The organism is Burkholderia cenocepacia, from assembly GCF_900446215.1.
In the GTDB taxonomy this organism is placed as follows: domain Bacteria; phylum Pseudomonadota; class Gammaproteobacteria; order Burkholderiales; family Burkholderiaceae; genus Burkholderia; species Burkholderia cenocepacia.
Window position 1 is genome coordinate 400,637 of record NZ_UAQZ01000007.1, and the last position, 19,844, is coordinate 420,480.

Annotated in this window: 8 protein-coding genes and 1 pseudogene; all 9 read left to right on the plus strand. The window is 72.0% G+C overall.

The features are described from left to right. Positions 1-74 precede the first annotated feature (74 nt). The 9 genes and pseudogenes from DTA15_RS15805 (at position 75) to DTA15_RS15845 (ending at position 19,836) form a co-directional block, all read left to right on the plus strand. Complete coding sequence (locus tag DTA15_RS15805; RefSeq protein ID WP_012493508.1) at positions 75-4,448, plus strand: non-ribosomal peptide synthetase; 4,374 nt, start codon at positions 75-77, stop codon at positions 4,446-4,448. Beyond that, positions 4,445-9,927: pseudogene (locus DTA15_RS15810) on the plus strand (non-ribosomal peptide synthetase). Before DTA15_RS15805 ends, DTA15_RS15810 begins: the two are co-directional and overlap by 4 nt. Next, a complete protein-coding gene (locus tag DTA15_RS15815) occupies positions 9,927-10,979 on the plus strand; it encodes a Gfo/Idh/MocA family oxidoreductase (protein ID WP_006493253.1) in 1,053 nt (350 codons plus the stop codon). The pseudogene DTA15_RS15810 and the gene DTA15_RS15815 overlap by 1 nt, the downstream one beginning before the upstream one ends. Beyond that, complete coding sequence (locus DTA15_RS15820; protein WP_006483270.1) at positions 10,976-12,697, plus strand: ABC transporter ATP-binding protein; 1,722 nt, start codon at positions 10,976-10,978, stop codon at positions 12,695-12,697. Before DTA15_RS15815 ends, DTA15_RS15820 begins: the two co-directional genes overlap by 4 nt. Continuing rightward, the gene (locus tag DTA15_RS15825) at positions 12,697-14,460 is read left to right on the plus strand and encodes an ABC transporter ATP-binding protein (protein WP_034178268.1); all 1,764 of its coding nucleotides are present in this window, start codon (positions 12,697-12,699) and stop codon (positions 14,458-14,460) included. Before DTA15_RS15820 ends, DTA15_RS15825 begins: the two co-directional genes overlap by 1 nt. Positions 14,461-14,606: 146 nt before the next feature. Then, positions 14,607-16,790, plus strand: coding sequence for a TonB-dependent siderophore receptor (locus tag DTA15_RS15830; RefSeq protein WP_006486761.1), 2,184 nt, complete (start codon positions 14,607-14,609; stop codon positions 16,788-16,790). Beyond that, positions 16,790-17,053, plus strand: a complete 264-nt coding sequence (locus DTA15_RS15835; protein WP_006486734.1) for a hypothetical protein — start codon at positions 16,790-16,792, stop codon at positions 17,051-17,053. Before DTA15_RS15830 ends, DTA15_RS15835 begins: the two co-directional genes overlap by 1 nt. A 1-nt stretch (position 17,054) precedes the next feature. Further along, positions 17,055-18,566: a PepSY-associated TM helix domain-containing protein gene (locus DTA15_RS15840; protein WP_006486737.1), complete on the plus strand. Its 1,512-nt coding sequence runs from the start codon at positions 17,055-17,057 to the stop codon at positions 18,564-18,566. Positions 18,567-18,588: 22 nt separating this feature from the next. Continuing rightward, complete coding sequence (locus tag DTA15_RS15845) at positions 18,589-19,836, plus strand: RhtX/FptX family siderophore transporter (RefSeq protein WP_006486728.1); 1,248 nt, start codon at positions 18,589-18,591, stop codon at positions 19,834-19,836. Positions 19,837-19,844: the final 8 nt, after the last annotated feature.

Sequence of the window (19,844 nt, forward strand, 5' to 3'; positions counted from 1 at the left end):
TGAGATAGATTCTCATTCACAGGTGGCCGCCGCCGCGCGGACCCGCCGTCGAACGACCCATACAAGGCGTGCCCATGAGCCAGACCGTTGTCGATTCCACTACCGACCATTCCGATCCTTCCTGTTGTTCTCCCACTGACTGTCGCGCGCGGCTCGTTGCGCTGATCGCCGAGCTGCTCGACGAAGCCGTCGACGAGATCGCGTCGCTCGACGATGACGAGGACCTGCTGAGCTGCGGCCTCGATTCGATCCGGTTGATGTATCTGCAGACGCGCTTGAACCGGCTCGGTCATGCGCTGACGTTCGACGCGCTCGCGCGTACGCCGACGCTCGGCGCGTGGACCGCGTTGCTCGCGACTGCGCCGCGTATCGCGCGGGCGGAAGCCGTCGTCGCGGCCGAAGCCGTCGACGTGCACGCGCCGTTCGAGTTGTCCGCGGTGCAGCAGGCGTACTGGCTCGGCCGCGGCGACGGCGAGGTGCTCGGCAACGTGAGTTGCCACGCGTTTCTCGAATTCCGCAGCCGCGCGATCGATCCGGTTCGGCTGGACACCGCGTGCCGGCGCGTGCGCGAGCGTCATCCGATGCTGCGCGCGCGCTTCGACGGCGGCCGCCAGCAGATCGTCGCGGCGCCGGACGCGCCGGTGTTCGCGCACGCGGACTGGCGCGACCGGACGGCGGCCGAAGCGGAAGCCGAATGGGCGTCGCTGCGCGCATTCCACTCGCACGAATGTCTCGACGTCGAGCACGCGCAAGTGTTCATGATGGGGCTGGTGCAGATGCCCGGCGGCGAGGATCGCGTGTGGCTGAGCGTCGACCTGCTCGCGGCCGACGTGGACAGCGTGCGGCTGCTGATGCAGGAGATCGGCGTCGCCTATGCCGAGCCGTCGGCGCTGCCGGCTGCGCCGTCGACGTGGTTCCCGGCCTGGCTCGCGCGTCGCGCGGCCGATACGCGCGATGCGCGGGCCGCGGCGCGCGACGCATGGCAGGCGCGGCTCGCGACGCTGCCGGAAGGGCCGGCGCTGCCGCTCGCCCGTGCGCCGGAAACGATCCGTGCGCCGCGTTTCAGCCGCGTCGCGCATACGCTGAGCACGGACGAGTTGACGCGCCTGCAGGCGCGGGCCGCGCAGCATGGCGTCACGTTGTCGTCGGTGTTCGGTGCGGCATTCGCGGCGGTGCTCGCGCGCTGGAGCGGCCGGCAGGCGTTCCTGCTCAACGTGCCGCTGTTCGACCGGCACGGCGATGCGCCCGATCTGGGCCGCGTGATCGCCGATTTCACGACGCTGTTGCTCGTCGAATGCGACGTGCACGCCGATGCTAGCGCGGCCGACACGGTGCGCGCGTTCCAGCAGCGGCTGCACGGTGCGATCGCGCAGGCCGCGTATCCGGCGCTCGACGTGCTGCGCGATGCGCGTCGGCAGGGCACGCCGCGCGCGGCGCCGGTCGTGTTCTCGTGCAATCTCGGCGACGAGCCGTTCGTGCCCGCTGCGTTCGCGCAGGTGTTCGGCGATCTGCACGACATGATTTCGCAGACGCCGCAGGTATGGCTCGATCATCAGCTCTATCGCGTGCCGGGCGGCGCGCTGCTTGCGTGGGACAGCGTCGACGGCCTGTTCCCGGACGGGATGATCGACGCGATGTTCGGCGCGTATGTCGCGTTCGTGCAGGCGCTGTGCGATCGCGACTGGCGGCTGCCGATCGCGGTCGAGTTGCCGTCCGCGCAGCGGCGCGTGCGCGATGCGCTCAACGCGTTGCCGGCCCCCGGCCGTGCACGCACGCTGCATCACGATTTCTTCGCGCTGGCCGCACGCGAGCCGGCCGCCGTCGCCGTGCGATGCGGCGATCGCGCGGTGACGCGCGGCGAACTGGCCGCGCAGGCGCTCGCGATCGCGGGCGGGTTGCGCGCGGCCGGGATCGGGCACGGCGATGCCGTCGAGATCAGCCTGCCGCGCGGGCCCGAGCAGGTCGCGGCCGTATTCGGCGTGCTGGCGGCCGGCGCGTGCTACGTGCCGCTCGACATCGCGCAGCCGGTCGCGCGCAAGGCGCTGATCGAGCGCGCGGCGGGCGTGAAGGCCGCGATCGTCGACACCGCCTGCGCGGACGGGCCGCTGCCGCATGTCGGCATCGCCGCGCTGCTGCGGCATGTGCCGCTGGCCGCGCCGCTCGAGGTCGCGCCGCGGGCGACGGCTTACGTGATCTATACGTCCGGTTCGACGGGCGTGCCGAAGGGCGTCGAGATGACGCACGCGGCGGCCGTCAACACGATCGATGCGATCGATGCGCTGCTCGGCGTGCGCGCGGACGACCGGCTGCTGGCGGTGTCGGCGCTCGATTTCGATCTGTCGGTGTACGACCTGTTCGGCGCGCTGGGCGCCGGTGCGCAGCTCGTGCTGCCGACGCAGGACGAAGCGCGCGATGCGGCACGCTGGATCGAACTGATCGCGCAGCACCGCGTGACGCTGTGGAACTCGGCGCCCGCGCTGCTGGAAATGGCGCTGGCCGTGCCGGCGGCGCGCGACGCGTGCCGCAGCGTGCGCGCGGCGCTGCTGTCCGGCGACTGGATCGCGCTCGACCTGCCGGCGCGCCTGCGCGAGCGCTGCGGCGACGCCTGTGCGTTCCACGCGCTCGGCGGCGCGACCGAGGCCGGCATCTGGTCGAACGTGCAGACGGTGCGCGACGTGCCGCCGCACTGGCGTTCGATTCCGTACGGCCGGCCGTTGCCGGGGCAGGCGTATCGCGTCGTCGATGGCGACGGACGCGATGTGCCCGATTACGTGCCGGGCGAATTGCTGATCGGTGGCGACAGTCTCGCGCGCGGCTACCGGAGCGATCCCGAGCTGACCGCGCAGCGTTTCGTGCAGCACGCGTCGGGCCGCTGGTATCGCACCGGCGACCGCGGCCGCTACTGGCCGGACGGGACGCTCGAATTCCTCGGCCGCGAGGATCGACAGGTGAAGGTGCGCGGGCACCGGATCGAACTCGGCGAGATCGAGGCGGCGCTCGCCGCGCATCCGTTGATCGACGGCGCATGTGCGAGCGTCGTCCACGGCGAGGCCGCGCGCATCGTCGCGGCATTCGTGCCGGCCGACTGCGCGGCGGCGGACACCGCGCCATCGTTGCTCGCGGCAGTCGACATGGTCGACACGATGCCGGCGGAAACGGCCGTCGCGCACGCCGTCGCCGCCCGGCTGCTCGACGGCGACGCGGGCCTGCCGCCGCCGCCGCTCGCGCACTGGCGCGCAAAGGACGCCGCATCGATCCCGATCGACGACGCGCTCGACCGGCTCGCCTGGCAGGCAACCGATCTCGACGCTCTGACGGCCGCGCTGCGCGCGCTCGCCGCCGATCCGGAGACCGCCGCGCAACGCGTGCCGCTGGACCCGTGCGTGGCGCCGCTCGCGTTCGCGACGCGCTTGCCGGACGGCGTTCGTGCGCTGCGCGAGTTCGCCGTCGCGCTGGACGCGCAGGCCGCGGCGCACACGGGTGCGCTGCGCGTCGCGGTGCTCGATGCGCGCGCGGGCCAGGCGCTCGATGCGGGGCTCGGCGTGCTCGACGATCCGCGCTTCGACGTCACGCTGTTCGACGTGTCGCCGGGCCTGCTGCACAACGCGCAGGCACGCTTCACGCGAACGCTGCCCGCATTGCAGACGATGCAGGACGGCTTGCTGCCCGCACGTCATCTCGGCGCATTCGACTGCGTGATCAGTTTCGCGGCCGCGCACCTGCGCGACGATCCGCGCGACACGTTCCGGATCGCGGCCGCGCTGCTCGCGCGGGACGGCCGCCTGCTGCTCGCCGACGTGCTGCGCGATTCGCCGCTGCGTGAACTCGTCGCGAGCGTCGCGGGCGATACGTCGCCGCCGCGGCCGTTCGCCGACGACGCGCTCGCGGCGGCCGCCCACGCGTGCGGCTTTGCGCTCGATGCGCGCAGCTGGCGCTCGACGGCGTTCGCCTGCCTCGACGCGCGCCGGGTCGGCGAGCCGATCGCGCAGGCGGCGCTGGCCGACTGGTTGCGCGACCGCTTGCCCGACGCGATGCGTCCCGATGCGCTGTGGTGCGTGCCGCGCTGGCCGCTCAACGCGAACGGCAAGATCGATCGCCGGACAGTCGGGGAGGCGCTCGCGCGCGCACTCGGCGACGCGCCGGCCGCGCACGACGCATTCGTGCCGGCCGGCGAGCGGCACGCGATATTGCTCGCCTGCTGGGAACAGGCGCTCGGCCGCGCGGCGAACGCGCGCGACGCGACGTTCTTCGCGCTCGGCGGCGACAGCCTGCTCGCGACGCGCCTGCTCGCGCAACTGCGCGAGCAGCTCGGCGTGCGGATCGGGATGGCCGCGTTCTACCGGCAGCCGACGCTCGCCGGTCTCGCGGCGCAGCTCGACGAACTGACGCCGGCGGCGCCGGCCGACGGCGACGCAGCGGTCGCGACGATCGAGGAGGGCGTGCTGTGAGTTTCGACGACGTGCTCGACCTCTGCCGCGAACGGCGGATCGAACTGTGGTGCGACGACGGCGGCCAGTTGCGCTATCGCGCGCCGGCCGGCGCGCTCGATGCGGATCTCGCCGCGCGCATCAAGGCTGAACGCGATGCGTTCGTCCGCTTCCTTCGGAACGGCGCATGGCGCGACGATCCGGCGCACCGGCACGAACGGTTCGCGCTGACGCCGGTGCAGGCCGCGTATGTGCTCGGTCGCCACGAATCGTTCGAGTTCGGCGGCAGCGCATGCCACCTGTACGTCGAATACGACGAACCGCAGGATCTCGACTGCGTGCGCTTCGAAGCCGCGTGGAACGCGTGCGTCGCGCGCCATCCGATGCTGCGCGCGATCGTCGAGGACAACGCATGGCAACGCGTGCTGCCCGACGTGCCGTGGCAGCCGCTCACCGTGCACGACCTGCGCGAGGCCGACGCGAACGCCTTCGACGCGCACCTGAACCGCGTGCGCGAACGCCTCGACCATGCGGTGCATGCGCTCGACCGCTGGCCGGTGCTGCAGCCGGAAGTGAGCCTCGGCCAGGAGGCGGCGGTGCTGCACCTGTCCGTGGATTTCACGCTGATCGACTACGCGAGCCTGCAATTGCTGCTCGCCGAATGGCGGCGCCGTTACGACGATCCGCAATGGCAGCCCGCGCCGCTCGACGCGACGTTTCGCGACTATGTGCTGCATGAAGCGCAGGCCGGCACGCGTGCGGACCATGCGCGCGACAAGGCATGGTGGCTCGCTCGACTCGACGAGTTGCCCGCGCGTCCCGATCTGCCGGTCGTGCCCGCGAGGCGCACCGACGGGCGGCCGCGCTTCACGCATCGGCATGCGCGGCTCGATCGCGCGCAATGGGCCGCGCTGAGCGGCCAGGCGAGCCGTTTCGGGCTGAGCGCGGCGAGCGTCGCGCTGGCCGCGTTCGCCGAGGTCGTCGGCCGCTGGAGCCAGACGCCGGCGTTCTGCCTGAACCTGACGGTGCTGAACCGTCCGCCCGTGCATCCGCGCATCGATGCGGTGCTCGGCGATTTCACCGCGCTGAGCCTGCTCGCCGTCGACGCGACGCACGGGCGCGATTTCGTCGAGCGTGCCCGCACGATCGGCGCGCGGATGTTCGACGATCTCGACCATCGCGCGTTCACCGGCGTCGACGTGATGCGCGAACTCGCACGGCGGCGCGGCAAGGATGCGGCGCTGATGCCGGTGGTGTTCACGAGCGGGATCGGCAGTGTCGAGCGCCTGCTCGGCGAGCACGCAGGGCACGCGGCGCGCGCCGCGCCGCCGCGCACCATGATCAGCCAGACGCCGCAGGTGTGGCTCGACTGCCAGGTGACCGACCAGTTCGGCGGGCTGGAAATCGGCTGGGACGTGCGCGACGACCTGTTTCCGGACGGCATGCCGGCCGCGATGTTCGACGCGTATGTCGCGCTGCTGGGTCGTCTGGCCGACGATGCCGCATGGTGGTCGCGTGAGGGTGACATCGTGCTGCCGTCCGCGGCGCCCGTCGCCGACGTGCATCCGGATGCCGATACGCATATCGCGGCCGGTTTCGCCGCGCAGGCGCTGCGCACGCCCGATGCGCCGGTCGTGATCGATGCACGGGGGCCGCGCACGTACCGCGAGGTCGCGCAACAGGCGGCGGCGCTGCGTACCGCGCTCGAACAGGCGGGCGTCGGCGTGGGCGATACCGTCGCGGTACTGATGCCGAAGTGCGCGCACCAGCTCGCGGCCGTGCTCGCGATCGTCCAGGCGGGCGCGCGTACGTGCCGGTCGACAGCCGCCAGCCGGCGCTGCGGCAGCAGGCCATTCTGCGCAATGCACGGGTACGCGCGGTCGTCAGCGTGCAGGCGCTCGCATTCGACCATGACGGTTGCGTGCGCATCGATATCGATGCGGTGCCGATCGATCCGCAATGGCCGCCGCGCGCCGCATGCGACATCGCTCCCGATGCATTGGCTTACGTGATCTATACGTCGGGCTCCACCGGCGAGCCGAAGGGCGTGATGCTGAGCCACGCGGCGGTGTGCAACACGCTCGCCGACATCAGCGCGCGGCATGCGGTCGGCGCGGGCGACGTGGTGCTGGGCCTGGCCGAACTGAGCTTCGACCTGTCCGTCTACGATTTTTTCGGGGCGACCGCGCGCGGCGCGTGCATCGTGCTGCCCGATCCGGCGCGCGGCAACGATCCGTCGCACTGGGCCGAACTGATGGCGCGCCATCGCGTGACGCTGTGGAATTCGGTGCCCGCACAGGGGCAGATGCTGATCGACTACCTCGAAGGCGAACCGGCGCTCGACGTGCCGGGCCCGCGCCGCGTGCTGTGGTCGGGCGACTGGATTCCGGTGACGCTGCCGGCCCGCTGGTGGCGTCGCTGGCCCGACAGCGCGCTGTTCAGCCTCGGCGGCGCGACCGAAGCGTCGATCTGGTCGATCGAACATCCGATCCGTCCGGAAGATACGCAGCTCGCGAGCATTCCGTACGGCCGCGCGCTGACCGGGCAGACGATGGAAGTGCTCGACGCACTCGGCCGGCCGTGCCCGCCGGGCGTGCGCGGCGAGATCCATATCGGCGGCGTCGGGCTTGCGACGGGCTACGCGAACGATCCCGTGCGGACAGACGAGCGTTTCATTCGTCATCCGGACGGGCGCAGGCTTTATCGCACCGGCGATCTCGGGCGCGTGCGCGCCGACGGCTCGCTCGAATTCCTCGGGCGGCAGGACGATCAGGTGAAGATTCGCGGCTACCGGATCGAGCTCGCCGAGATCGATGCGGCGCTGACCGCGCATCCGCTCGTCGGCGCGGCGGCCACGATCGTGCTCGGCGAGGGCGCGGAGCGCCGGCTTGCGAGCTTCGTGTCGCTGCAGGGCGCGGAAGCGCCCCCGCCGGCGCAGGACGACGCGCTGCACGAGATCGCGACGCACGTGCGTACGGCGTTCGACGCCGCGCGCTGGCCCGCGCAGGCGGACGTGTCGCGTTCGGTCGCGCAGCTCGACGCAGCGTGCGTGGCGTCGCTCGCCGCGTGGATCGTGCCGGCCGGCGGCTTGACGACCGATGGCGTGACCGGTTTCGCGACGCTGTGCGAGCGGCTGCGTGTGCCGGCGGCGCGACGACATCTGCTGCGCCACTGGCTCGCGATGCTGGTCACACATGGCGTGCTGGACGCGGACGCGGACGACGGCTGGCGCAGGCGGCCCGATGCCAGCGTCGTCGACGCGCGTGCATGCTGGGACGCATTCGCGCAGCACGCATCGCCCGCGCTGTGGCCGGCCGTCCTCGTCGATTACTTCCGCGCCAGTGCCGGATGCCTCGACGCGCAGATCGACGGCCGCGTATCGCCGGCCGGCCTGATGTTCCCGGAAGGGGCTTCGCATATCGCCGAAGCGATGTACAGCGACGGCGAACACGCCCGCGCGCTGCATCGCGGGATGGCGCAGGCCGTGCACGCCGTCGTCGCACGCGAACCGCGGCGCGCGTGGCGCATCCTCGAAATCGGCGCGGGCACGGCCGCCGCGACGCGGGCGATCGTCGAGGCGCTCGCGCCGCTGGTGGAAGCCGGGACGCGCATCGATTACCTGTTCAGCGACGTGTCGAGCTATTTCCTCGCGGCCGCGCGCGAGCGTTTCGCTGCGTATCCGTGGATGCGCTTCGTGCGTTTCGACATGAATGCGGCGTGCGACGCGCAGGGCATTGCGCCGCATTCGGTCGACATGACGATCAGCTCCGGCGCGCTGAACAATGCGCGCGACACGGTCGCGCTGATTGCCGGCTTGCGCGCACTGTCGGCGCCCGACGCGTGGTGGGTGATCCAGGAGCTGACGGCCGAGCATCCGGAAATCAGCATCAGCCAGGGGCTGATGATGGAGACGCCTGACGATGCGCGGGCCGCATCGGCGCGGTTGTTCGTGCCGCATGCGCAGTGGCTCGACTGGCTGCAGGCGGAAGCGGGCGATCGCGCGCTCGGGTGCGTCGCGCCCGACACGCCGCTCGCCGCGCTCGGCTACGACATCCTGCTCGCCCACGTGAAGCGCGGCGCGGCGCGCATCGCGCCGGATACGCTGCTGGCGTTCGTGGCCGAGCGCGTGCCGGGCTACATGGTGCCGTCGCAACTGCGCGTGCTCGAACGTTTGCCGGTGACCGCCAACGGCAAGATCGACCGCCGTACGCTGGCCGGCATCGCCGATATCCGCGAGCCGGCGCCGGCCGTGGTGCGAGCGGTGCCCGCACCGGCAGCCGATCCGTTGCTGGCGCGGCTGATCGGCTTGTGGGAGACCGTGCTCGATACGCGCAACGTCTCGCCGGACCAGGACTTCTTCGCCGCGGGCGGCGATTCGCTGCTGATCGCGCAACTCGTGTCGCGGCTGCGCGGCGAGGAACCGCTCGCGCACGCGCATCCGTTCGACCGGCTGTTGCGCTGGGTGCTCGCGCAGCCGACGCCCGCCGCGTTCGCGCAATGCCTGCGCGACGCGGGCGAACAGCCGGCGAGCGCGACGCCGACGGCCGCGCCCGCCGCGTCGCGCATGGCGCATGGGTCGGCGGTCGTCCATGCGCCGGCGCCGCGCGTGCGCACCGGCGTGCGGCCGATTCCGCTCGCGCCCGGCGACGGCGTGCCGCGCGTGATCGTGCACGAAGGGCTCGGCACCGTGCATGCGTATCGTCCGGTGCTTCCCGCGCTCGCGCGGCTCGGCCCGGTGCTCGGCTTCGCGGTGCGCGACGCGCAGGACTATCTCGACCTGCCGGCGCGTCACCTGAACGCGACGCTGGGCCGGCGTTACGCGGATGCGCTGTGGCGCAGCGGCGTGCGCGAGGTCGACGTGCTCGGCTATTGCTCGGGCGGGCTGGTCGCGCTCGAAATGGCGAAGTCGCTGGTGCAGTTGGGCGTCACGGTGCGCACGCTCGACATCGTGTCGAGCTACCGGATTCCGTACCTGATCGAGGATGAACGGCTCGTGCTGTTCAACTTCGCGGCGACGCTCGGGCTGCCGCTCGACGCACTCGGGTTTCCGGAAACGTACGTGCTGGCCGACGCGCTCGCCGACGCATTGAAGGCCGACCCCACGCGGCTCGCGCCGGGCAGCCTGCAGGCGCAGCTCGAGATCTTCGGCGATCGCTGCGAGCCGCTCGACGTGCTGCTCGGCCGCGTGTTGCGCGCGGCGGCCGGGCTGTCGATGCAGGACGCGGTCGCGCATCCGCTGCTCGACGAGCGCGAGCGGCTCTACCGGCTCTTCATGCATTCGGTGCAGGCGTGCCACTGGGCCGGCGATGCGCCGTATGCGGGCGCGCTGCGGCTGTTCGTGCCGGAGCGCTGCAATCCGCTGATTCCGCAGCAGCGCGCGGCGCTCACCGACTACTGGACGGCGCAGGCGCTCGGCGGCATCACGGCCGTCGATATCCCCGGCGGTCATTTCGACTGCCTGAACGCCGCGTTCGTCGACACCCGCCTGAAGGAGGCATGATGAAGGTCCATCCGCTGCCGGTCGTCGTGGCCGGCTCCCGTTTCGGTCAGTTCTATGCGGCGGGCCTCGCGGCGTCCGGTTCGTATCACGTCGCCGGCATCCTCGGCCAGGGCAGCGCGCGCACGGCCGCATTGGCCGCGCGCGTCGGGGCGCCGGTGTTCGACCGCGTCGACGCGTTGCCGGACGACGTGCGCATCGCGTGCGTCGCCGTCGGCGGCGCAGCCCGCGGCGCGGAGGGCGCCGCGCTGGCCTGCCGGCTGCTCGAACGCGGGATCGACGTCGTGATCGAGCATCCGCTGCTGCCCGACGAATGGGCCGGCGTGCTGCGTACCGCGTCGCGCCAGGGCCGCCGTTGCCTGCTCAACAGCTTCTATCCGAACCTGCCGGTCGTCGCGCGTTTCATCGCGGTCGCGCGGCGGCTGCGCGAGACGAGCGCGCCGGTGCATGCGGACGTGGTGTGCTCGGTGCAGGCGAGCTACGCGGCGCTCGACGTGCTCGCGGCCGCGTTGCAGGGCGTCGGGCCGTGGTCGGTCGAACCGATCGGGCCGGCGTTGTCGTCGATGCGCGAATGCGCGATGGTGCTCGCCGAAACGCCGGTGTCGCTGCGCGTGCACAACGAGATGGCGGCGGCCGACGACGGCCGGATGAGCATGCTGTTCGGCATCACGCTGACGACCGACGCCGGCACGTGGACGCTCGCGTCGCCGCACGGCCCGCTGTGGTGGGCGCCCGCGCTGCGCGAGCCGGCGCAGGACGAGGACGGCCTGTTCCCGATCTTCGGCGAGCCGGCCGGCGACGACCTGCCGAGCATCCAGATCTGCGACGACGCGCAGGACACGTGGGGCGAGATTCATGCGCGCAGCTGGCCGCAGGCGGCCGTGCGCGCCGTCGATCGCCTCGTGTCCGGCGAAGGGCTGCACGCGTGCAACCAGCGCAGCATCGACGTGGCGCGCGTGTGGCAGCAGTTGACCGCGCAACTCGGTTTTCCGGCGCAGCCGCCGGGCGATGCGCGCGCCGCGACGCTCGGCATGCTGCTGGAGCGTGCTGCATGAAGGGGCCGTTGCTTTCGATGTTGCGACCGTTCGCGGTGCCGCTCGTCGCGGCGGTGGCGTTGCAGGCGCTGGCCGGCATCGCGTCGCTCGTGCCGTGGCTCGCGCTCGCGCATCTCGCCGACGCATGGCGCGCGAGCGCGCAGCTCGACACGGCGGCGCGCGGCTGGCTCGTCGCGGCCGTGGCGGCCGGTGCGTTCTGGCTGGCCGGCCAGACGGTCGCGCTGCACCTGACGCACCGCGTCGACGCCGATCTCGGCGACCGCCTGCGCAAGCGCCTCGCCGATCATCTGCAGCGTTTGCCGCTCGGCTGGTTCGCGCGCGCGGGCAGCGACCGCGTCGCGCGCCACGTCGACCAGGACGTGCGCGCGCTGCACCAGCTCGTCGCGCATGCGCCGGCCGATCTCACGCAGCTCGTGGTCGTGCCGTGCGCGGCGCTCGCGTGCCTGCTTTACCTGAATCCCGCGCTGCTCGCGTTCGCGCTCGTGCCGCTCGTCGCCGGCGCGGCGCTGTTCCGCTGGATGCGCTCGGCACGCTTCGCGCCGGCCTTCGCCGCACGCAACGCGGCGCTCGAACGGTTGATGGGCGACTACGCGCAGCTCGCGCAGAACCCGGCGCTGGTGCGGCAGTATCCGGGCGCCGGCATCGAGGCGGCCGCGCTCGCGTCGAGCGGGCAGTTCTGGCGGGCGTTCTCGGCGTGGGTCGGCCGCATCGGCGACCTCGGCGCGTGCACGCAGGTGCTGCTCGGCACGCCGTTGCTGCTCGCGTGGGTCGTGTTCGGCGCGACGTGGCTGACGGCCGGACAGTTGCCGGTCGGCACGCTGTGCGCGTTCGCGCTGCTGATCTGGGCGGTCGCGGCGCCGGTGCGTGCGCTCGGTCATGGCGCCGATGCGCTGCGCGACGCGCGCGCGGCCGCCGCGCGGCTCGATGCGTTGCTTGCGCAGCCCGGCCTGCAGGAACCCGCCGACGGCGCGGCACAGGCGCCGTGCGATGCGTCGATCGAACTGCGCGGCGTGCAGGTCGACATCGACGGCGAGCCGATCCTGCGCGACATCGACGCGACGCTCGTGGCCGGCGCGACCACCGCGATCGTCGGGCCGTCCGGCGCGGGCAAGAGCACGCTGCTGATGCTGCTCGCGCGCTTCATGGACCCGGATCGCGGCACGGTGCGGCTCGGCGGCGCCGATCTGCGATTGGTCAGTTCGCAGACGCGCCGCGAACAGATCGCGATGGTGTTCCAGCAGGCGAGCGCGCTCGACGTGTCGATTGCCGCGAACATCGCGCTTTATCGGCCCGACGCCGATCGCGACTCGATTCGCGCCGCCGCGCGCGCGGCGTGTCTCGACGCACGCATCGACGCATTGCCGGGCGGTTACGACTGCGTATGCGGGCGCGACGTGCGCCTGTCCGGCGGCGAACTGCAGCGGCTGTCGATCGCGCGTGCGCTGCTGTCGCGTGCGCCGTTGCTGCTGCTCGACGAACCGGCGTCGGCGCTCGATCCGCAAACCGGGCGCGCGTTGCGCAACGCGCTGCGCGCCGACACGCGTACCCGTGTGATCGTCAGCCACGATCTCGACGCGATCCGGCACGCGGACCAGATTCTCGTGATGGAACGCGGCCGCATCGTCGAACGTGGCACGCATGCGGCGCTGCTGGCCGCGGGTGGGCTGTATGCGCGGCTCTGGCGCGAACGCGGCGCCGCAGGCGGGGAGGCCGCATGATGACGAAATCGCTCAAACGTTTGCAGTGCCTGCCGCGCGACACGCGCCGCGCGCTGTGGCGCGGGCTGGGCTGGGCGGTGGCCGCCGCGTTGCTCGACGGCGCGTGCGGGCTGCTGCTCGTGCCGTTGATCCGCGCATGGTTCGCCGGCGCGCATACGGCCGCGCTGCACTGGACGATCGTGCTCGGCGCGCTGACGCTGGGCCATGCGCTCGTGCTGTACGTCGCGCAACGCGGCGGCTATCGCGCGGGCGGTGCGCTGGCCGTGGGCCTCGTCGAACGCCTCGTGCAACACCTGCCGCGCATCGCGTCGTGGCAGACCGTGCGCGACAGTCATCCGGCCGGGTTGCTGCGCGGGCCGGTGATGCAGGCGATGGGGATTCCCGCGCACCTGCTCGGGCCGTTGATCGGCGCGGTCGTCACGCCGCTCGCGGTGGTCGCGGGCCTTGCATGGATCGACTGGCGCATCGCGCTGTGCCTCGCGGCGGCGGCCGTGCTGCTGTTCGCGCTGCTGCAGCGCGGCGGCGCCCGCACGCTCGGGTTCGAACAGGCGCGCGCCGCGGGCGATCGCGAGATGGCCGTGCAGCTTCAGACCTTCGCCGCGCATCAGGGGCTGCTGCGCTTCGCGGGCCGGGACGGCGAAGCACGCGCGGTGTTGCAGCGCGCGTTCGACGAACAGCATCGCCGCACGCGGGCGCTGATGCGGCGCTCGCTGCCGCTCGAGCTCGGATTCGCGGCCGCGGTGCAGGGCGTGTTCGTCGCGATGCTGATCGGCGGCGCGTGGGCCGTCGCGGCTGGCCGACTCGACGCGGCGACGGCCGTCGCGGTGCTCGTGCTGCTCGTGCGCTTCATCGAGCCGCTCGCGCAACTCACGCAGCTCGATCAGGCGCTGCGCGGCGGCTGGCGCGCGCTCGACACGGTGCTCGCGGTGCTGCACGCGCCGCGCTTCGACAGCCCCGAGCGCGGCACGCCGGTACATGACGCGAGCGTCGACGCGCTGCGCGTCGGCTATCGGTCGGCCGGCGGCGCGACGCTGCTCGACGGGATCGACCTGCACTGTCCGGCGGGCGGCTTCGTCGCGATCGTCGGCCCCACGGGCGCGGGCAAGAGCACGCTGCTCGGCCTGCTCGCGCGGCTCGACGATCCGTGCGCCGGGCGCGTGCTGCTCGGCCGCGCCGACGTGCGGCACCTGAGCGAGGCGATGCTCGCCGCGACGCGCAACCTCGTGTTCCAGGACAACGGGCTGTTTCGCGGCAGCCTCGCGTGGAACGTGCGGATGGGGCGACCGGACGCGACCGATGCCGAGCTGCGCGCCGCGCTGGACGCGGTCGGCCTGCTGCGCGACGCCGAGCGCCTGCCGGACGGTCTCGACACCGACGTGGGGCCGGGCGGGCAGTTGCTGTCGGGCGGGCAGCGCCAGCGGGCGTGCCTGGCGCGTGCGCTGCTCGCGCGGGCGCCGGTGCTGATGTTCGACGAGCCGACCGCGAGCCTCGACGAACTGAGCGCGCGGCGCGTGCGCGACAGTCTCGTCGCGCTGCGCGGGCAGCGCACGCGCATCGTCGTCACGCACCAGCCGGCGCTCGCGGCGGCCGCCGACACGATCGTCGTGCTCGACGCGGGCCGCGTGCGGGCGACCGGCACGCACGCGCAACTGATCGAGACCGATGCGTGGTACGCGACGTTCGCCCGCGCCGGACGGCCGCCCGACGGGGCGCCGCCCGCCGGCGCGGACGCGGAATTCCGCCCGGCCGAATCCGAACAGTGACGTGAACAATACGGGCCGCCGTGCCCGGAATCGATAGGAAAAGCCCCTCGATCGAAAAATCGCCTGCTGGTTCTAATTGATAATGAGAATGATTATCAAATACGGGGGCGTGAATGCGGTACGAGGTACGGGAACCTGAGAGATCGATGATGCGGGGCGCGCGCGTCGCCCGTTTCGGGCGCTGGCGTCCGTCGCTGTACCTCGGCCTGCTGATCGCCGCGCATCCGGCGGCGGCGTTCGCCGATGCGGCACCGGCGGGCGGCGCGGAAGTCCGCAAGGAAGAGGCGGCCGCCGCGCAGCCTGCCGGGGGCGAGTTGAAGGCGATTGCGGTGAATGCGTCGCGCAGCGTGGCCGACGATCCGTCGGTGGCGACGGTCGGCAAGATGTCGCTCGCGTTGCGCGAGATTCCGCAGTCGGTCAGCGTGACGACGCGCGAGCGGATCGACCAGCAGAACCTGTTCTCGCTCGACGAGGTGATGCAGCAGTCGGCCGGCGTGACGGTCCAGCCTTACGTGCTGCTCACCACCGCGTACTTCGTGCGCGGCTTCAAGGTCGATTCGTTCGAATTCGACGGCGTGCCGGTCGTGATCGGCGACATGGCGAGCGCGCCGCAGGACATCTCGGTGTACGAGCGCGTGGAAATCCTGCGCGGCGCGAACGGGCTGCTGCACGGCTCCGGCAATCCGGCCGCGACCGTCAACCTCGTGCGCAAGCGCCCGCAATACCAGTTTTCCGCGCATGCGACCGCAAGCGTCGGCAGCTGGGACCGCTATCGCGCGGAAGCCGACATCGGCGGCCCGCTCAATGCGGCCGGCACCGTGCGCAGCCGGCTCGTCGCCGCGTACGAGGATCGCCACTTCTTCTACGACCATGCGAAGCAGGACACGCGTTCGATCTACAGCGTCACGGAAGTCGACGTGACGCGCGACACGCTGCTCACGTTCGGCGCGCAGTACCAGACCACGTCGTCGGTGCCCGACATGTCCGGCGTGCCGATGGCGCGCGACGGATCGAGCCTCGGCCTGTCGCGCTCGACGTTCCTCGACACCGCGTGGGGCCGCTTCAACTGGGACACGACGCGTGCGTTCGCGTCGGTCGAGCAGAAGCTCGGCGCCGGCTGGAAAGCAAAGGTCAGCGGCGAATACCAGAGCGTGCGCTCGGACCTGAAGTACGCGGGTTCGTTCGGCGCGATCGATCCGGCGACGGGCGCCGGCGGCCGGCTGACCGGCGCCGCGTACCAGTTCAGCAGCTACAGCCGCAGCCTGGATGCGAACGTGCAGGGCCCCGTGCATGCGTTCGGGCTCACGCACGACCTGCTGTTCGGCGTCACCTACGCGAACAGCAGCAGCGGGCAGATGACGGCGCCGCTGCTCGGCGACGTGGCCGGCACGCCGGTGAACGTGTATCGCTGGAACCCGAGCAGCGTGCCCGAGCCCGGCATCGGGCCGTACCAGCAATCGCAGCAGAACGACATTTCGCAGAAGGGCGTCTACGGGCTCGGCCGCATCAAGCTCGCGGAACCGCTGACGCTCGTGCTCGGCGGCCGGATGAGCTGGTGGAACCAGGACAGCCTCGGCGCGCACTACAACACTGGCCACCAGTTCACGCCATACGGCGGGCTGATCTGGGATTTCGCGCGCGACTGGTCGTGGTACGCGAGCTATGCGGAGGTGTTCCAGCCGCAGACCAAGTCGATGTGGGGCGGCGGCATCCTGACGCCGGTGAAGGGGCGCACCTACGAAACGGGCGTGAAGGGCGAACTGGCGGGCGGCAAGCTCAACGTGTCGCTCGCGGCGTTCCGCATCGATCTCGACAACAACCCGCAGGTCGACCTCGCGCACCCGTGCGCGGGGCCGAGCTGCTACTACGTGAACGGCGGCAGCGTGCGCAGCCAGGGTTTCGAGTTCGAGGCGAACGGCCGCATCACGCCGTGGTGGAGCGTGTGGGCGAGCTACACGTACGACACGATGCGCTATGCGGACAACCTCGCGAACGCGGGTTCGTTCGCGCCGCTGCTGAATCCGCGCCACCTGTTCCGGCTGTGGACCAACTACGACCTGCCGTGGCAGGAGCGGCGCTGGAGCATCGGCGGCGGCGTGCAGGTGCAGAGCAGCTACTCGGCGCAGGCGAACGGCGTCACGATGAGCCAGGGCGGCTACGCGCTCGCGAGCGTGCGGCTCGGCTACCGCTACGACAAGCACTGGAGCGCCGCGCTCAACGTCAACAACCTGTTCGACCGCCACTACTACCTGAGCCTGAGCCAGCCCGGCTGGAACAACCGTTACGGGGAACCGCGCAACGTGATGCTGACCGTGCGCGGGCAATTCTGATGGCGTCCGGCTGGGGGGCGCGGGCGGCGATCGCGATCGGCGGCGTGCTGCCGGGTGCGGTCGCGCTCGCGCTCACGCTGGCCCGTCATTACCCCGACGACGGCCTGAACCGGCTCTATGCGGCCGTGTTGCTGACGCTCGCCGCGAGCGTCGCCGCGCTGCTGTGGGTGCTCGTCGCGCCCGGCTGGCGGCAGGCCGCGTGGCGCGCGGGTGTGTGGCTCGCGGTGCTCGTGCCGTGCGCGATGTTCTGGGGAGGGCGCTGACATGGATGCTTCGTCGCGTTCGCGCTGGCGCGCGCTGCATCGCGGCGCCGGTGCGCTGTTCGGCGTGGTGCTGTTCGTCGTGCTGTTCCGCGGTGCCTGGAGTCTCGCATTCGATTCGATGCAGGGCTGGTGGCGGCCGCCGGCGGTGGCCGTCGCGCGGCCGACGTTGCCGCTCGACGCGCTCGTCACGCGCGCGGCGTCGCTCGGGGTGGCGTTGCGCGACGCGCGCATCGTGCTGCCGCGGCCGGACGATCCGGCCATCCGTTTCTGCGACGCGCGCCAGACATGCACGCTCGCACTCGATCCGGCAACCGGCGCGCCGCTGCCCGACGCAGGGCGGGCGACCTTGATCGTCACGCTGCACAAGACGCTGTTCGCCGGCTTCCCCGGGCGCATCTTCGTCAGCCTGTGGGGCATCGTGCTGCTCGTGCTCATCGTCGCGGGCATCGTCGTGCATCGCAAGCGCTGGCCCGATGCGGCGCGCATCCGGCGCGGCCACGGCTTGCGCGTCGCGCTGTTCGACCTGCACGCATGGATCGGCCTGTGGGGCACGCCGTGGCTCGTGCTGTTTGCGTTCACCGGCGCGTTGTCGGGGCTCGGCGCGCTCGGCACGGTGTCGCTCGCGGGCGTCGCGTATCCGGGGCAGCCGCAGCGTGCGTTCGCCGAACTGCTGGGCGGGCCGCCGCCCGTGGAAGCCGGCGGCCCGTGGCGACATGCGCCCGATCTCGATGCGCTGCTGCGGCGCGACGCGGTGCGCAGGCCGGATTTCCGGCCCGAAGCCGTCGTGCTGCATCGCTGGGGCGATGTGAATGCGCGCGTCGAGATTGCCGGCACGACCGCGGGCCTGCCGAGCACCGCCGTGTTCGAACGCCACCTGTACCGTGCGACGGACGGGCAATGGCTCGCCGATGCGACGTCGCGCGGCCGCGGCTTCTGGCTGCGCGCGTTCATCGCGGTGCAGCCGCTGCATTTCGCGCAATACGGCTGGGTGGGGGCGGCCGGTGATGGGCTGCGCGTGCTGCATTTCCTGATGGGACTCGCCGCGTGCGCGTTGTGCGCGACGGGGCTGCACCTGTGGATCGAGCGGCGGCGTGCGCAGCGCGAGCGTTCGGCGGACGTGCTGGCCGCCGCCGCGGTCGGCGTGTGCGGCGGGCTCGTGCTCGCGGGCGGCGCCCTGCTGTTCGCCGGCCGTGCGCTGCCGGACGGCGTGCACGTCGACCATGCGCTCGCGATGCTGTTCTGGGCCGTGTGGGGCGGCGCGATCGCGCTCGCGGCCTGTGTCGCCGATCGCGCGGCATGGCTGCGCGTGCTGATGCGTGCGGCCGGCATCGCGTACGGGCTGGCCGGCGCGACCCATTGCGCGCTCGCGCTGCGGGGCGCGGGCCAGCCCGTGTACTGGCCGATCGACGTGGCGCTCGTCGCCTTCGGCGCATTGCTGCTGCGTGCGGCCCGCCGTCCGCGGCGCGACGCGATGCAGCCTGCGCGCGTGCCGGCCGGCGCCGAACCTTTTTAACCTCATGCAACTGGAGACTTCGATGCGCGACCTGCTCGAACATCGCCGCCTGGTCATCACGATCACGCTGCTTTACCTGTCACAGGGAATCCCGATCGGCATCGCGATGGACGCGATGCCGACGCTGCTGCGCCACGACGGCGCGCCGCTTCACGCGCTCGCGTTCCTGCCGCTCGTCGGGCTGCCGTGGGTCGTGAAATTCCTGTGGGCGCCCGTCGTCGACAACCGCTGGTCGCCCCGCATCGGCCGGCGGCGCAGCTGGATGCTGCCGATGCAGACGATCGTCGTGCTGTGCCTGGTCAGCCTCGCGCAGATCGGGATGACCGTCGCGACGGCCGGCTGGGCGGTCGGGCTGCTGGCCGTCGCGTCGCTCGCGAGCGCGACGCAGGACATCGCGAACGACGGGATGGCCGCCGAGCATTTCAGCGGCGACACGCTCGCGAAGATCAACGCGATCCAGATCGCGGGCGTGATGATCGGCTTCTTTGGCGGCGGCGCCGGCACGTTGACGCTGATCGGCCTGTTCGGCCAGCCTACCGCGTTTCTCGCGCTGGCCGCCGTCCCGCTCGCGAGCCTCGTCTGCGTGCTGTGGGTGCTGCCGCGCGACGCGGATCGCGCGCGCGTCCGGCCCGAACACGATGCGAGCCTCGTGCGCTTCGCGAAGCGGCCGCGTTCGTGGTCGCTGCTGTCGCTCGCATTGCTGTCGGCGATGACCGCCGTATCGGGCTTCGGCCTGTCGAAGCTGTTCCTCAACGACGCGGGCTGGTCGCTCGACGCGATCGGCAAACTCGGGATGGCGGGCGGCGTCGTGACGGTCGTGCTCGGTTGCGGCGGCGGCGCGTGGCTCGTGAGGGCGCTCGGGCTGTGGCGCGCGTTTACGGCCGGCGTGAGTTGCGCGGGCGCGGCCGCGCTGCTGTGGTTCGCGCAGGCGAATGGGTGGCTGCCGGTGTCGCCGTCGTGGGCGTGGCTGTGCACGGTGCTCGGCTCGCTGGCGACCGGCATCACGTCCGTGTCGATCATGACGGCCGGCATGCGTTTCGCCGGCGGCAGCGATCAGGCCGGCACCGACGTGACGGCCGTGCAGAGCACGCGCGATCTCGGCGAGCTGATCGCGTCGTCGACGATCCTGTCGCTGACCGCGAAGGTCGGTTACACGGGCGGGTTTCTCACCGGCGTCGCGCTCGCGGTGCTGGCGGCGCTGATCGCGATGAAGCTGCGGCGGCGCGAGGCGGCGTATGCGGTGAAGGGGGACGATGCGCTGGTGTCGTGACGGCTGCG

What these genes read in the sequence shown, in the direction of transcription:
- DTA15_RS15805 (WP_012493508.1), top strand. Translation starts at nt 75, where the DNA reads ATGAGCCAGACCGTTGTCGATTCCACTACCGACCATTCCGATCCTTCC.
- DTA15_RS15815 (WP_006493253.1), top strand. Translation starts at nt 9,927, where the DNA reads ATGAAGGTCCATCCGCTGCCGGTCGTCGTGGCCGGCTCCCGTTTCGGT.
- DTA15_RS15820 (WP_006483270.1), top strand. Translation starts at nt 10,976, where the DNA reads ATGAAGGGGCCGTTGCTTTCGATGTTGCGACCGTTCGCGGTGCCGCTC.
- DTA15_RS15825 (WP_034178268.1), top strand. Translation starts at nt 12,697, where the DNA reads ATGACGAAATCGCTCAAACGTTTGCAGTGCCTGCCGCGCGACACGCGC.
- DTA15_RS15830 (WP_006486761.1), top strand. Translation starts at nt 14,607, where the DNA reads ATGATGCGGGGCGCGCGCGTCGCCCGTTTCGGGCGCTGGCGTCCGTCG.
- DTA15_RS15835 (WP_006486734.1), top strand. Translation starts at nt 16,790, where the DNA reads ATGGCGTCCGGCTGGGGGGCGCGGGCGGCGATCGCGATCGGCGGCGTG.
- DTA15_RS15840 (WP_006486737.1), top strand. Translation starts at nt 17,055, where the DNA reads ATGGATGCTTCGTCGCGTTCGCGCTGGCGCGCGCTGCATCGCGGCGCC.
- DTA15_RS15845 (WP_006486728.1), top strand. Translation starts at nt 18,589, where the DNA reads ATGCGCGACCTGCTCGAACATCGCCGCCTGGTCATCACGATCACGCTG.